General features: G+C 55.9%; 12 protein-coding genes. 5 read left to right on the top strand and 7 right to left on the bottom strand.

The genetic code is table 11. The annotated features are described in order from the left end of the window. The first annotated feature begins 190 nt into the window (after positions 1-190). Genes LZG00_17850 through LZG00_17840 form a run of 3 tightly spaced genes read left to right on the top strand, consistent with a single transcriptional unit; the run spans position 191 to position 1519 of the window. Positions 191-1108 carry a TauD/TfdA family dioxygenase gene (locus LZG00_17850; GenBank protein MCF3595851.1) on the top strand — a complete coding sequence of 306 codons (918 nt, stop codon included), beginning with the start codon at positions 191-193 and terminating at the stop codon, positions 1106-1108. Continuing rightward, positions 1108-1305 carry a hypothetical protein gene (locus tag LZG00_17845; protein MCF3595850.1) on the top strand — a complete coding sequence of 66 codons (198 nt, stop codon included), beginning with the start codon at positions 1108-1110 and terminating at the stop codon, positions 1303-1305. The genes LZG00_17850 and LZG00_17845 overlap by 1 nt, the downstream gene beginning before the upstream one ends. Further along, entirely contained in the window at positions 1298-1519 is a 222-nt protein-coding gene (locus LZG00_17840) for a hypothetical protein (protein ID MCF3595849.1), read from the top strand. Before LZG00_17845 ends, LZG00_17840 begins: the two co-directional genes overlap by 8 nt. A gap of 262 nt (positions 1520-1781) precedes the next feature. Here the strand turns inward: LZG00_17840 and LZG00_17835 are convergent, their stop codons facing one another. The 7 genes from LZG00_17835 to LZG00_17805 all read right to left on the bottom strand — a co-directional run bounded on the left by LZG00_17835 (position 1782) and on the right by LZG00_17805 (position 9560). Continuing rightward, positions 1782-2927 carry an iron-containing alcohol dehydrogenase gene (locus LZG00_17835; GenBank protein ID MCF3595848.1) on the bottom strand — a complete coding sequence of 382 codons (1146 nt, stop codon included), beginning with the start codon at positions 2925-2927 and terminating at the stop codon, positions 1782-1784. Further along, positions 2924-4306 carry an aldehyde dehydrogenase family protein gene (locus LZG00_17830; GenBank protein ID MCF3595847.1) on the bottom strand — a complete coding sequence of 461 codons (1383 nt, stop codon included), beginning with the start codon at positions 4304-4306 and terminating at the stop codon, positions 2924-2926. Before LZG00_17830 ends, LZG00_17835 begins: the two co-directional genes overlap by 4 nt. A gap of 2 nt (positions 4307-4308) precedes the next feature. After that, positions 4309-5673, bottom strand: coding sequence for a glutamine synthetase family protein (locus LZG00_17825; protein MCF3595846.1), 1365 nt, complete (start codon positions 5671-5673; stop codon positions 4309-4311). A gap of 112 nt (positions 5674-5785) precedes the next feature. Further along, a complete protein-coding gene (locus LZG00_17820) occupies positions 5786-6817 on the bottom strand; it encodes a TRAP transporter substrate-binding protein (protein MCF3595845.1) in 1032 nt (343 codons plus the stop codon). Between the two features lie 63 nt (positions 6818-6880). Beyond that, complete coding sequence (locus LZG00_17815; protein ID MCF3595844.1) at positions 6881-8206, bottom strand: TRAP transporter large permease subunit; 1326 nt, start codon at positions 8204-8206, stop codon at positions 6881-6883. Beyond that, complete coding sequence (locus LZG00_17810; GenBank protein MCF3595843.1) at positions 8206-8799, bottom strand: TRAP transporter small permease subunit; 594 nt, start codon at positions 8797-8799, stop codon at positions 8206-8208. Before LZG00_17810 ends, LZG00_17815 begins: the two co-directional genes overlap by 1 nt. Beyond that, positions 8796-9560 carry an N-formylglutamate amidohydrolase gene (locus LZG00_17805; GenBank protein MCF3595842.1) on the bottom strand — a complete coding sequence of 255 codons (765 nt, stop codon included), beginning with the start codon at positions 9558-9560 and terminating at the stop codon, positions 8796-8798. Before LZG00_17805 ends, LZG00_17810 begins: the two co-directional genes overlap by 4 nt. A 166-nt stretch (positions 9561-9726) precedes the next feature. Here LZG00_17805 and LZG00_17800 point away from each other — a divergent pair, with 166 nt between their 5' ends. Continuing rightward, positions 9727-10599, top strand: a complete 873-nt coding sequence (locus LZG00_17800; GenBank protein ID MCF3595841.1) for a MurR/RpiR family transcriptional regulator — start codon at positions 9727-9729, stop codon at positions 10597-10599. A 673-nt stretch (positions 10600-11272) separates the two neighbouring features. Next, positions 11273-14338, top strand: coding sequence for an ATP-binding protein (locus LZG00_17795; GenBank protein MCF3595840.1), 3066 nt, complete (start codon positions 11273-11275; stop codon positions 14336-14338). The last annotated feature ends 259 nt before the right edge of the window (positions 14339-14597 follow it).

Raw genomic sequence — 14597 nt, 5'->3', positions numbered from 1 at the left:
TTGAGCCCCTCCTCGAACCCAACCACAGGCCTCTCCCCGAAGCCGCGTCAGCATAGCATGTGCTCTTTCTATCTATACATTAGGATAAACGAATGTAAAAAATTATTGCACATAAGGTGTAGAATATTCAGCAACCACCGCCCGGCTTGGGCATCAATATTCGGTCAAAGCACAAGGAAACGCCAGCCAGATGCAAACACAACCCGTTGAAAACACAAGTTTTAACTGGAAGGCGTTTGAGGATGACCATAGCTACCGCGCATGGCGTGCGACAAAATTGACCAATGCGGAAAATTGCCTCTCCCTGCCGCCCGTAGAGGTGGGTGACCTCTCAAATCCCACCGAATCTGAGCATCGCGAGATCATCGCACGCTGCCAAAACAACAATTTCGCGCTCTATTCCAGCCCGTCTTTCAACGACGATTCCGCCCAGCGCCGCGCCCTGCGCCGCTTCGCCGACGCGTTCGGGATGCGCATCGCCGAGACCCACCGCTCGGGCGGCGATCACGGCATCGTCGCGCTTCGGGTTTCGGATGCTCCGTCGCAGCGTGACTATATCCCCTATTCGACCCGCGCGATGAACTGGCACACCGATGGCTACTATAACGCGCCCGAAAACCGCATCTCGGGTTTCGCGCTGCATTGCTTCGCCCAAGGCGCGGATGGCGGCACCAACGACATTCTCGATCCCGAAATCCTCTATATCCGCCTGCGCGACAAGAACCCCGAATGGCTGGCCGCACTGATGCACCCGCAAGCAATGTCGATCCCCGAAAATGTCGAAGCCGACGGCGCGGTGCGTCGGGTCTCAAACGGCCCGGTATTCTACCCCGATCCGGACACCGGGCGGATGCAAATGCGCTATACCGCGCGTACCCGCTCGATCAACTGGCGCAACGATCCAGCCACGCTTGCCGCTGAAGCCTGGCTGCGCGACACTCTGGCCCAAGGCGATCCGCTGGCAGTACGCGTGCGCCTCGCCCCCGGCATGGGCGTGCTCAACAACAACGTGCTGCACAATCGTACCCCCTTCCACAATGGTCCCGACGCGGCACAGGAACGCGTTATCTTCCGGGTCCGCTTTCACAACCGCATAGGAGAGAAATGATGGCACGCCTTAGCGACCTCATCATCGGCCACCCCGAAGTCACCAGCTTTGCCGAGCTGGAAAAGCTGGTGCAGCATCTCGGTGGCTCGGGCGAAATGTTCATGGAATTCGATCTCAAACCCGACTACCGCGACACGCCCAAGAAGTGGGAATGGAAGCTCGAAGCCGCCTTCACAAGGGGCCTCGACTATGACTGATTCCGAAAGCTACCGCGACATCGCCACACTCGATCTGCCCTATTCGCGCAAGGCAGTCGTGCGCGAGGTGCGCTTTGAAAGCGGCATGGTCATGACCCGGCTGATCTTGCGCGAAGGCAAACGCATCACCCAAGTCGATCTCGATGGCCCAAGCGCAAAAGCCCTCGCTGCTGCGTTATTTGAGGGTGCAGAAATATCCGCGACCGATCAGTGACCCGCGCGTGCGAGCGGCCCTTGCCGCAATCAACGGATCGTCATCACCACACTCGAAGAGCCACAGATCTTGTGCCCGCTTCCGCGTCGTCCGGCAGCCGTTTTGGATGATGATCAGCCACTCCCGCCGCGCGCTGCGTTAACCGAATTGCGCGCGGCACCATACGCCAGCGTATGTCATACGCTTGGCAGCCGGGCGACAGCCGGGGATCACCCCGCCAAATCGCCCGCCTTTTCCCTGTTAACCCGTCGGGACGGTGCCCTTATAAACAGGCCATAATCAGCGCTTTGGTATTCTCAGCCGTCATCTTTACCGGGTTTCCGCCAACGCTCGGATCTGCCAACGCCGAGGCAGTCAACGCGTCGAGATCGGGACCGTTCACCCCCAATTCGGATAGGTTGCGCGGGATGCCAAGCGCGCTGTTCAGCTCGCCAATAAACCCGTGAAACCCGTCAAAGCCCCCTGATATTCCAAGGAAATTCGCCAGCTCCTCAATCCGACCCTCAATCGCTGCGCGATTGAATGTCAGCACCTGCTGCATGACCACCGCATTGGTTGTGCCGTGATGCGTGCCAAACACCGCCCCGATGGGGTGCGAAATCGCATGAATCGCACCCAGGCCTTTCTGGAAAGCCACCGCCCCCATCGCCGCCGCCGCCAGCATGTTGGCACGCGCGTCGAGGTCGCTGCCATTCTCGTAAGCCCTTGGAAGGTAAGTCTTTACCAGCCGCATCCCTTCAATCGCAATGCCCTGACTCATCGGGTGGAAATGGGGCGAGCAATAGGCCTCAAGGCAATGAGCAAAAGCATCCATCCCGGTGCCTGCCGTGATCGGCTTCGGCATCCCCACGGTCAGTTCCGGATCGCTGATAACGATGCCCGGCAACACCTTGGGATGAAAGATGATTTTCTTCTCATGGGTCACCGAATTGGTGATCACGCTGGCCCGGCCAACTTCCGAACCTGTGCCTGCGGTCGTGGGCACCGCGATGATCGGCGCAATCGCATCACTGTCTGCACGGGTCCACCAATCACCAACGTCCTCATAATCCCAAACAGGCCGCGTTTGCCCCGCCATAAAGGCCACCATTTTGCCCAGATCAAGACCTGAACCGCCGCCAAAAGCAATCACGCCATCATGGCCACCCGCCTTGTAAGCCTTTACACCGGCCTCCAAATTTTTCTCGTTCGGGTTCGGGTCAACCTCGGAAAACATCGCGCGCCCCAGGCCCGCGGCCTCCATCAGATCAAGCGTTGCCGCCGTGATGGGCAGGCCCGCCAACCCGCGATCCGTCACCAAGAGCGGGCGCTTCATCCCAAGCGCCGCACAAGCCGCGCCAATCTCGCCAATACGCCCTGCGCCAAAGCGGATAGCCGTGGGGTAGGACCAGTTTGCCGTCAACGTCATGTCAGTTTCCTCAGATGATAAGATTTGGGCCGTGTCAGATTGTGATAGCCGATCACGGAAAGCCCGCCGCCCCGGCCTGTATTCTTACACCCCGTCCAGCACAAGCCGGGATCGAGATAATCGGCACGGTTCATGAAAACCGTCCCGGTTTCAAGGGCTTGGCCAATGCGTTCGGCGCGGGCGATATCGTTGGTCCACAGCGAAGCCGTCAGCCCGAATTCGCTGTCATTCATCAGACGCAGGGCTTCGTGATCATCCTTAACCGGCATGATGCCGACCACCGGGCCAAAGCTTTCCTCGCGCATCACCCGCATGGAATGATCCACGTTCACAAGGATCTGCGGCATCAGATATGCGCCGCCATCCTGCGGGAAAAGCGCCGGATCAATCAGCGTCTTCGCACCTGCCGCTACTGCCTCTTGGGTCTGCGCACGCACCTGATCGGCAAAGCGCGCCTGCGCCATCGGGCCAAGGGTCGTGGCCTCGTCCAACGGATTGCCCAGCTTATAGCCAGAGACGATCCCGACCGCCTTTTCGACGAAGGCATCAAACAAGCTCTCAGCCACGTAAATCCGTTCGATCCCGCAACAACATTGCCCGGAATTGAACATCGCCCCGTCGATCAGCGTCTCGACCGCAGCATCTAGATCGGCATCCTCCATCACATAGCCCGGATCCTTGCCGCCCAATTCCAGCCCCACAGCGGTAAATGTGCCCGCCGCCGCGCGCTCGATCGCACGGCCCCCACCAACAGAGCCCGTGAAGTTAACGAAGCCGAAACTTCCCTCGGCGATCATCTCCGCAGTCAGATCATGAGACAGGAAAACGTTCGAGAATACATCTTCGGGTATGCCTGCCGCGTGAAACGCCTCGGCCATACGTTCACCGACAAGCGGCGTTTGGCTGGCATGTTTCAACATCACGGCATTCCCGGCAATCAGCGCCGGAGCCACCGTGTTGATTGCAGTCATATAGGGATAATTCCAAGGCGCCACCACCAGCACCAAGCCATGTGGTTCACGCGCGATATAGCGTTTGAAATCGCCTGAATCTTCCAGCTCGATCGGCGCCAGCGCATCTTTCGCAATATCGGCCATATAGCTGGCGCGTTCGTTGAACCCGCCGAACTCACCGCCATAGCGAATGGGCCGCCCCATCTGCCAAGCCAACTCGGGAACGATCTCGTCGTTCATCTTGCCAACCAACTCAACGCCGGTACGCACCAGCGCAATCCGCTCTGCAAGCGACCGCGCCGCCCAGGCCTTCTGCGCTGCCTTGGCGCGCTCAACCGCAGCACGCGCCGCATCTTGGTCCAACACCGGGCGCTCGGCGTAGACCGAGCCGTCAATCGGTGAAATACACTTGATCGTTTTCGTCATCTTCATGCCTTCTCAAAGCCGCGGGCGATTTCCCAATCGGTCACCACCCGGTCGAATTCTTCCAATTCCCAAGCTGCACATCGGGTGTAGTGATCTACCACACCATCGCCCAAGGCCTCGCACAACATCTTGGATTTACTCAATGTTTGCATAGCATCGCGCAGCGAAGTGGGAATTTCCCCTGCCCCCTTCGCCTCATAGACATCCCCCTTGGTCGGCGGGGCAAGCTCAAGCCCTTCCTCGATCCCGGCCAGCCCCGAGGCAAGCTGCGTCGCCATCGCCAGATAGGGGTTGATGTCTGACCCACCAATCCGGCATTCCATCCGCACCGCCTTGGTTCCCGCGCCGCATACCCGGAATCCGGCGGTGCGATTATCGACAGACCAAACTGTTTTGGTCGGCGCAAAAGTACCTTTTGCAAAGCGCTTATAGCTATTGACGTAAGGTGCCAGAAAGAAGGTCACGTCCGGTGCATATTTGATCAGCCCCGCCATATAGCTCTTCATCATGTCCGACATGCCGTATTCGCCTTCGGGGTCATGAAACGCATTCTTGCCCTCCTTCCAAAGCGATTGATGCACATGGCTTGATGAGCCAACTCTGTCACGATGCCATTTCGGCAGGAACGATGCCGAAACGCCATTCTGCCAAGCGATCTCCTTCGTCGCGTGTTTGGCGACGGTGTGATACTCGGCGCAATCCATCGCAGGGGCGTATCTGATGTTCAACTCCTCCTGCCCGGCCTCGGCCTCGCCCTTGGAGTTCTCCACTGGAATGCCTGCTGCATAAAGATGATTGCGCAAAGGGCGCATGATGCGCTCTTCCTTGGTGGTCTGTAGGATATGGTAATCTTCGTTATAGGCGCTGATCGGGGTCAGGTTGCGATATCCCGCGCGCCCGTTTTCTTCATAACTCCCTTCAAACAGGAAGAATTCCAGCTCGGTCGCCATCATCGGCGTCAGGCCCATTTTTTCTGCCCGCGCCACCTGTTTCTTCAAGATTGCGCGCGGCGAATGCGGCACCTCTTCATGGGTGTGGTGATCAAGCACATCGCACAACACCATCGCCGTTCCCTCAAGCCACGGCATCGGGCGGATCGTCGCGAGGTCAGGCTTCATTACATAGTCGCCATAGCCAGATTCCCAACTGGTCGCGGCATAGCCGTCCGGCGTCGCCATCTCCAAATCGGTCGCCAACAGATAGTTGCAACAATGGGTCTCTTCCCAGGCACTCTCAACAAAATGCTGCGCCAGAAAACGCTTGCCCAAAAGCCGCCCTTGCATATCAACCAGACAGACCAGAACGGTGTCGATCGTGCCGTCGGCCACTGCCGTTTTCAGTTCATCAAAACTCATCGCACCGGGCATGTGCCGCGCTCCCCATTGTCATCTTTCACACTGCGGCCCCGGGCTTGAACCGGGGCCGCAGCCTTGTCTCTCACAGCCCCAGCACAGACGCCAGAGCCCTTATTTCAAGGCCTCAGCCGTAACGATACGGGCGGCCCGACTTGGCCATCACTTCGTTGTATTCCTTGATCTTGCCGACAACCTTGGCCTTGGTTTCCGACTCGGCCGCGATTTCATCCCAGAATTCCTTGGCCGCCTCTTCAACCTGCGCCCATTCTGCATCAGGAATCGCCGTTAGCTGCATTTTCGGCCCATTGACACGAAGCGCAGCTTCCCCGCCCCAATACCACCATTGACGGTAATAATGGCTCGACTCCGAACAGACCAAGAGCAGCTCTTTTAGGTGATCCGGCAACTCATTCCAGCGCTCCATATTGGCAAAGAAATGTCCGATCCACGCACCCGAAATATTGTTGGTCAGGAAATAGTTGGTCACATCGGCCCAACCCACAGTGTAATCCTCGGTGATGCCCGACCATGCGATTCCGTCAAGTTCGCCAGTCTGCACCGCGACCTCAATATCCTCCCAAGGGAGGGTCACAGGCACCACGCCGAATTTCGACATGAAACGCCCGGCAGTCGGAAATGTGAACACCCGCTTGCCCTTGAGATCCGCGAGGCTGTTGATCGGCTCTTTGGTCGCAAAATGGCACGGGTCCCAGGCACCTGCCGAGATGTGCTTGACGCCCACTTTGGCGTATTCTTCCTCCCAGATTTCCTTCAGCCCGTATTGGTTGAACAACACCGGCACATCGAGGCTGTAGCGCAGGGCGAACGGGAAATAGCCGCCAAACACGGTCACTTCCGTGGGCGACGCCATGGAATCGTCATCCGATTGCACCGCATCAATCGTGCCCTTCTGCATGGCGCGGAAAAGCTCACCTGTGGGCACCAGTTGATCGGCGTAATAGAGTTCGATCTCCATTTCGTCGCCGGCAATCTTGTTGAACTGGTCAATCGCGGGTTTGCACACATGCTCGCCCAGCGCGGCGCCAGCATAGGTCTGCATCCGCCACTTGATCTTGGATTGCGCCAATGCGGGCGTGGCCAAAGCTACTGGCCCGGCAACCGCCGCACCTTTGAGAAACTTGCGTCTGGTAGTCATCACTTTTCTCCTTGTCAGTTCTGTCGAAGATTATCTGCGTCCCCTGCGTTAGGGATCTCTTGGTTATTTTCCATAAATATAGTTGGGCAGCCAAAGCGCGATCTGCGGGAACACCATGATAAGCGTCAACGCCAGTACCATGACCATCACGAAAGGTGTGATTGAAGCGTAGATATCGCGCAGTGTAATCTCGGGTGGTGCCATCGCCCGCATCAAAAACAGGTTATAGCCAAAGGGCGGTGTCATATAGGCGATCTGGGTGGTGATCGTATAAAGCACACCATACCAGATCAGATCAAAACCAAGCGCGTCCACCAGCGGAATATAAAGCGGCGCAACAATCACCAGCATCGCGGTATCATCCAGAAACGTACCCATCAGAAGGAAGCTCAACTGCATCAGGATCAGGATCATCCAAGGATCAAGCATCAGGCGCTCGGTAAACAGATCCTCAATCGCTTTCACCGCACCCAGCCCATCAAACACCGCGCCAAAGCCCATCGCGGCCAAAATGATCCACATGAACATGCACGAAATCGCCAGCGTTTGACGCACCGATGTTTCAAACACTTTGCGCGTCATCCTGCGCTTCAGAACAGCCGCCAGGAAAGCCGTCATCGCCCCAATGGCCGAGCTTTCTACGAGCGAGGTCCAGCCATTCACGAAAGGCACCATCATTGCCGCAAAAATGGCCAACGGCAAAAGGCCCGCGCTCAACAACCGCAGCTTTTCTGCGGTGCTTACATCCTCGCGATCCTCCGGCGGCAGAACCGGTCCCAGCTTTGGATTGATCCGGCAACGGACATAGATATAGAGGATGAACATCCCCGCCATCATCAGGCCCGGCACGATCCCGGCCAGCCACAATTGTCCCACCGGCTGGCGTGCAATCATCGCATAAAGCACCAGAACCACCGAGGGCGGCACCAGGATGCCAAGGCTCGATCCGGCCTGAATCACACCCGTAACCATGCGCTTGTCATAACCGCGTTTAAGCAATTCCGGCAAAGCGATGGTGGCCCCGATGGCCATGCCCGCCACCGAAAGGCCGTTCATCGCCGAAATCAGAACCATCAGGCCAATCGTGCCAATCGCCAGTCCACCGCTTACCGGCCCCATCCAGACATGAAACATCTTGTAGAGGTCGTCGGCGATCCGGCTTTCGCTCAACACATAGCCCATGAAAATAAACATCGGCAGGGTCAAAAGCGGATACCATTTCATCAGCTTCATTGCCGAAGAAAACGCGATATCGCTACCGCCCGTACCCCAGAGCATCAGAGCCGCCGCTGCCCCCACGCCACCAATCGCACCAAACACACGCTGACCGGTAAACAGCATCAGCATCATTGATGAGAACATGAAAATGGCAATCATCTCATAGGACATCAGGCTTCCTCACCGCGCAGACGCAGGATGTCCTTGAGAAGCTCAGATACCGCCTGCAACAGCATCAGAAATACACCGATGCACATCACCAGTTTAATTGGCCATAGCATCGGCCGCCAAGCTGTAGGGCTTCGTTCCAGATAGCCCAGCATCTCTTTGGCGCCCTCGATCCCGCCGGTAAGAAACGCCCAAAGAAATTGCCCCCAGAATGCAAATGGAGCGTCGCCGAAATAGCCCAGAGAATAGGCCGTGGACCCCACCGCGCCATAGAAAAGCACGCCAAGATAAAACAGCAAAAACAAAACGGTAAACGCATCGAACCAGGCTTTTCGCCGGGTCGTCCAGTTATGATAGAACAGGTCCATACGCACGTTCGCGCCCAGCTGGATCGAATACGGCCCGCCTAACATGTAATAGGCCACCATCGCGAACTGGGCGATTTCCAATGTCCAGAAGGACGGCAGGAAAAAGGTCTTGGAAATCGACGACCACAGCAGCACTGCAATCATCAGGAATATCCCGTACATCACCATCCGGCCAAGACGATAGTTGACCGCATCGACGACCCGAATATAGCCGCGCATTACGCTCATGACAGGGCCTCGCCCTCGGCATGACTATGCGCAGCAGATGTTATCCATTCGCCCAGCAATCGGGCCAGTTCCGCGCGATCCTGCGGCGCTGCCAGCAGATCATTGCGCACTTCGATCATCACGTTCAGTAATCCATTTGGCAGGGCATGTCGCTGCAATGTATGGGTGACCCCATCCTCAGGCCCATAGGGTGAATTGCGCACAACACGCCATCGCCCCTGCCGCCCCGCAGATGTCAGCATTGCATCCGCCATGCGCGCATCCTCGTCGTGCAGGATGCCGATCTCGGTATCACGCACTTGTCCATTATAGACTGGCGTAAAGCTATGCACCGTCACCAGAACCGGCGCTTCATCCCGCCCACCGATCAACTCCTCCAGCGCCGTATGAAACGGGTGGTAAACTCCGTCAGCCCGGTCTTTCAGCGCCTGTTCCGACAGCTTCGCGTTGCCCGGGATGTCGTAAATTTCGCTCTTTTGTGGCACCGCACCAAGGGAATCGGGCGGTCGATTGCAATCATAAACCAACCGCGAAATCCCCCCCGCCAGCAACGGCGCATGCAGCCGTTCTGAAAGGCACCGCGCCAATTCCAAAGCGCCGGGGTCCCAAGCGATATGGGCCTCGCGCAACGCCTCAGACAGCCCCAAACCTTGGAATACTTCAGGGATAAGGGCGCTTGCATGTTCGCAAACCAACACAAAGGGGCTTCGCGCAGTTTCCCGCTCGATAAAATAGGCGTTGTCGCTCCACTCGACCGTCAAGACCAGCCCCTCCATTAGCACCGATGCAAATCAATCCGCGGGTCTTGTCCAGGCACCGCATCGACTCACATGCTTCGCCAAAGAGTCGGACAGGCGCCCAAAGCTGTCAACGGAATTCTGTAAAATTTGCTTCACTCAGTTTTGTTTCGTCACTATTGTTCCAGAAATGGACAATTCAACAGAAACCATCCCGGAAAAGCTTGCGCGGCTCGATGAAAGCCTGACTCGCGCAGAACGCCAGCTTGCCCAAAGCATTCTGGGCAATTTTCCGTTTTCCGGACTTGGCTCGATCACCAAGGTGGCTGAGGAAGCCGATGTCTCCACCCCAACGGTTGTAAGGATGGTCAAGAAACTGGGGTTCACAGGCTACCCCGAGTTTCAAAAACGCCTGCGCGAAGAATTGGAAGCAATCGTCAGCACGCCGATCACCAAGCATGACAGCTGGGCCAGCGGAGCGCCACAAGAGCATATCCTCAACCGTTTTACCGAGGCCGTCTTCGGTAATATTCGCAGCACGATCGAACAGGTCAAGCTGGACGATTTCGAGCGTTTCTGCTCGTTATTGGGTGATCCGGACCGAACGGTTCACATTGTTGGCGGACGGATCACCCGCACTCTGGCGGATTACCTCTTTTTGCATCTTCAGGTGATGCGCCCGGAAGTGATTTTCATCCCTTCCAATGCCAACACCTGGCCGCACTACCTTCTCGACGTGAAGCCCGAGGATGTGGTCGTCGTCTTCGACGTTCGACGCTACGAGAACACAACCCTCAAGCTGGCCGAAACCGCGGCGGAAAAGGGCGCAAAGATTCTATTGTTCACCGATCAATGGCGCTCGCCGATCCATGCGCATGCAGATTGCACACTTTACGCACGCATCGCGGTGCCATCGGCCTGGGATTCGAACGTAACTTCGCTCTTGCTGCTCGAAATTCTACTTGCCGAATTGCAACAGCGCGATTGGGAAGGCTCACGCGAGCGGATGACCAATCTCGAACAGATGTTTGACAAGACGCGGTTCTTTCGAAAGTTCCAATAGCGCGACGGAGAATCAATAACTTCCTCGCAGACCCTTCAAAACGAAAAGCTGTTTCATGAACCTGCTGAAATCGGCAAAAAGTTTTTCAACGCGATAAAAGCCCGTAGGTATTTGGCAATGGTTGAAGCGAGTATGTTGTCACGGGCGGTCCGTCGCCCGTACAGATCGGAGAGCCAAATCCTTCTCTTTGAATTGCCTGGATCCGGACCCCAAGCCCCGATGGCAAGCAAAACGCTCCCCGTGCGAAACCCCTTCCAGGGTTGCCTATATTCAGGGTTTCGATCACTCTAAACTGCCAGCTCGCCTCGGTCATGTGGCTTTGCGGCCTCTTTGGTTTGCGCAAGACTGTGAGGCAGCGGTTTTGAATACCTAAAAACCCTCTTCTATGAGACGTATGGAACAGGGTACTTCATCGTGGGAGAAAGACGCCTTGTTTATCCAGGTAGCAATTCAAGGCAGCACCATCCCATCCGAGGTTTGCAAAAATGTCTTCGATGCGCTCAGGAAATCAGGTTTGATCAATTCATCAAAACATACAATAGCCGAACAGCGACCCAACTTGGTCGGCCTTATGATTGGGCAAATCGGTAGGAACATTCCATGGCGCCGTTAGTTTTCCGGAGCGTGAATTCCAAGTCTTGCCGACAACCTTTGTGCAAGGTCGGCACCTAGCATGACCTTGAACATTTTCAGAGATCACAACGGCAACAGTTTCGACGTCAGGCCGGACTATGTGGCGCGCTTCTTGATTATTGCAGCTGTCTGCTTGATCTTTGCTTCATCGGGCCTGATCTTAAAGCCGCTTCATACCAGCCAGTATGAAATCATGCGTGGCGGGGGCGCGGCGATGGTTCTATTGCTGTTGAACGGTCGCCGCTATTGGCCGGCAGTTTTTCTTGGATTCGTCGCAGCGCAGTTGTTGCAGTATTGGCGGGTTTCGTTCAACGCCCCGGCGGACAAGCTGATCTACGCCAACCTCTTGATTGCGTTTTCAACAACCTTTCAGGCCGTTCTTGGCGCCACGCTGATGCGGCGCCTATTTGGATATCCACTCCATTTTCGCAATGCCCGAGAGTTGTTCTGTTGCCTGGCCTTGATCGGCCCGGTGATTTGTCTGATCACAGCAACGGTCGGCGTTGCCGTTCTGACCTATATCGGCATTGCCGTGGTGTCGATGCGAACATGGGTGACATGGTGGATCGGAGACATCATCGGCGTCTATATGGCCGCCTTTATCGTGCTGCTTGGCCCTTGGACCAATCAAACTTCCATTGTTTGGAAAAGCGAAGCCTTACCACGCTACCGCGCCACCGCCGCGGTCTATCTGAGCCTGTCGATCCTGCTGACTTTAGGTTCATGGACCACCCTCAATCACGCCATAACCCGTAATATCGAGGAAGAGTTCCTGTCAGAAGTAGAAGTCAAAGAAACCGAGTTACGCCATCGGATTGAACGCAATCGCCTAGCCGCCGAAGGTATGGTTGGGCTCCTACAGGCATCCGAGACCGTTACAGATGGTGAGTGGCGAACATTCGTTGATTTTCTTGACCTTCCGAAAGAGTACCAGGGTTTGGAAGCAATCGGCCTGATCGATATTGCCAACCAGAATGACCGCATGGTTTCGCGAAACGCCGGTCATTCCGAAGCGGTCGAACTTGAAACGTTGAGAATCAGACACAGCAGGCCGCGCGATTCCTCTCCTGGCACCGCAGACCAAACCATCACGCTTGATAAGACTCTGGCTCTGGCCGCCGCCGAGTCCCGCGACAGCGCAAAGCCCGTTATCATTACAACGAATACGAATAAATCGGGCACTGATAATGGTGCGAATTTCCTAGTTCTGCACCCTATTTACAAGATCAATTCCACACTCGACACAGTCGAGCAGCGAAGGTCTGCAAACAAAGGCTGGGTCTTCGCAAGACTTGACGCTGACGCGTTGATCAAAGGCCTTTCCTCAGCTCACGAAGTGGTTTCCGTGCTGTCAGTCAGCGACACAACCGGCATCAGTCGTCACAATTTGATATATTATGATCCTGACCAGCCCAGCGAGGGTACGTTAGCCGCATATCGTCTCACCCGCGCAATACCAGTGTTCAACACGAGTTGGACTATCACCTGGGGAGAGCAACCTGCCTTTCGTGGCCAACAGAATAAATATGAGGCGGCGATCATCGGGTTAAGCGGGATTGCATTCACATTGCTTCTCGCGGCTTTCCTGATGTCGCGCGAGCGGGTGACACAGACAGTTCAGAAAACCGTTCAACTGCGCACACAGGAGTTGGCCACACAGGTCAACGAGAACCTTTCGATCATCGAAAGTGCAATCGCCAATATCGCTGTGCTGGACGGGAACGGAATCATCCTGAGTGTGAACCAGGCGATTTCCCAGCTGTTAGGCCGCCCTCGCGATGAAATTATCGGTCGTTCCGTGACGCTCTTCATCAAGGGCGCACTCGACGAGCATCTTGCCGACGCCAAAGTAGGCTCCACAATCCGAAAAGCCGTCAGTATCAGAAACAACGATGGTCACGTGGTCGTGCTGGAACTGGAGGTAAATTCATGGACAACGGATACGGGAGAGCTGCGCCATACGATCCTGCTTCATGACATTACTCAGATGCACCATACGATGGAGCAGTTGTCGCGCACCCAGCAACGGTTGGATGTCGCTCTTTCAGGTGCAAACATCGGCATCTTCGAACTTGATGGCGAGATGGCAGTAGCCGAGGCATCACCAACTTGGGCAGCGGTAATGGGGTTCAGCCCGGAGGCAGCAGCCTTTTCCGTCAAGGAATGGAGCGACCGTGTGCATCCCGACGACCTTCCCATAGTCCAGGCCCGCTTCCGAGCGTGCGCAGAAGGGCTCTCCGAACGGTCCATCTCGGAATACCGGGTTCGCAATGCGGACGGCGCTTGGCACTGGATGCGCACAGAAGCCGTGGCAATAGATAGAGACAGCGAACACGCCACCGCTCGCATCGTTGGAGTGACAATGGACATCACGGAAATCAAGAAAATTGACGAAGCAAAGAAGAATTTCGTGGCGACGGTCAGCCATGAACTACGCACGCCATTGACGTCAATCAAGGGATCGATCCAGTTGTTGTTGGGCACCATGCAACGAGATCTTCCCGAGAAAGCCCAACACCTGATTTCAATCGCGAACAGAAACTGCGACCGGCTGGTCTATTTGGTCAACGACCTTCTCGATCTTGAGAAACTCGCGTCCGGCAAGACAGAGTTCCATATCCAAATCGCAGAGGCCCGAACTCTCGTTCAACGATCGATCTCGGAAAGCCAGCCGTATGCGGAAAAATTCGGGGTTCATTTCCAGTTCTCGCCACCCGATGCCGCTCTGCACGTGGCCGTCGACGCGGGCAGGTTTCAACAAATCATGGCGAACCTTCTGTCCAACGCTGCAAAGTTTTCCTCACAGGGCGCCACTATTCAAATCAGTATCAAACAACAACGCAAACGCGTTCGGGTTTCCGTAGCAAATACCGGGGCCGGCGTTCCCGTTGCCTTCCAAAATCGTATTTTTCGCCCGTTTTCTCAGGCAGACTCCTCTGCGGCGCGGCGCAATGAGGGCAGCGGTCTGGGGCTGAACATTTCCAAGCAGATAGTCGAACGAATGGGCGGCGAAATCGGGTTTGTTTCTGAACCGGGAAAAATGACAACCTTCTGGTTCACCTTGCCGTTGGTGGACACTGACGACAGCGCCATTGAACCGCTTTGAACGCAAGAACAGTATCGCGCTTCCCTCCTTTCGCTATAAGGCGGCTTCGCACCATCTGCTCAGGTTGACATAGCCCTCACCTCTCCATTCGAAAGAAACGCTTGGCCTCTCTTCGAAGTTCATGAAAGACATTTTCTAGCAATGAACGACTTTCTGCCGACGACCGGGAAGCCTAGTCAGAAATTTTGAAAAATCGTTTGTATCACCCAAACAGACCGAGATCCCAAGGTCTAGATCGTCACGCCTTGAACGACCATCA

This window comes from Rhodobacteraceae bacterium LMO-JJ12, from assembly GCA_021555075.1.
Classification (GTDB): domain Bacteria; phylum Pseudomonadota; class Alphaproteobacteria; order Rhodobacterales; family Rhodobacteraceae; genus JAKGBX01.
The sequence above is the reverse complement of the archived record's forward strand: the minus strand, read 5'-3'. Positions and strand labels throughout refer to the sequence as shown.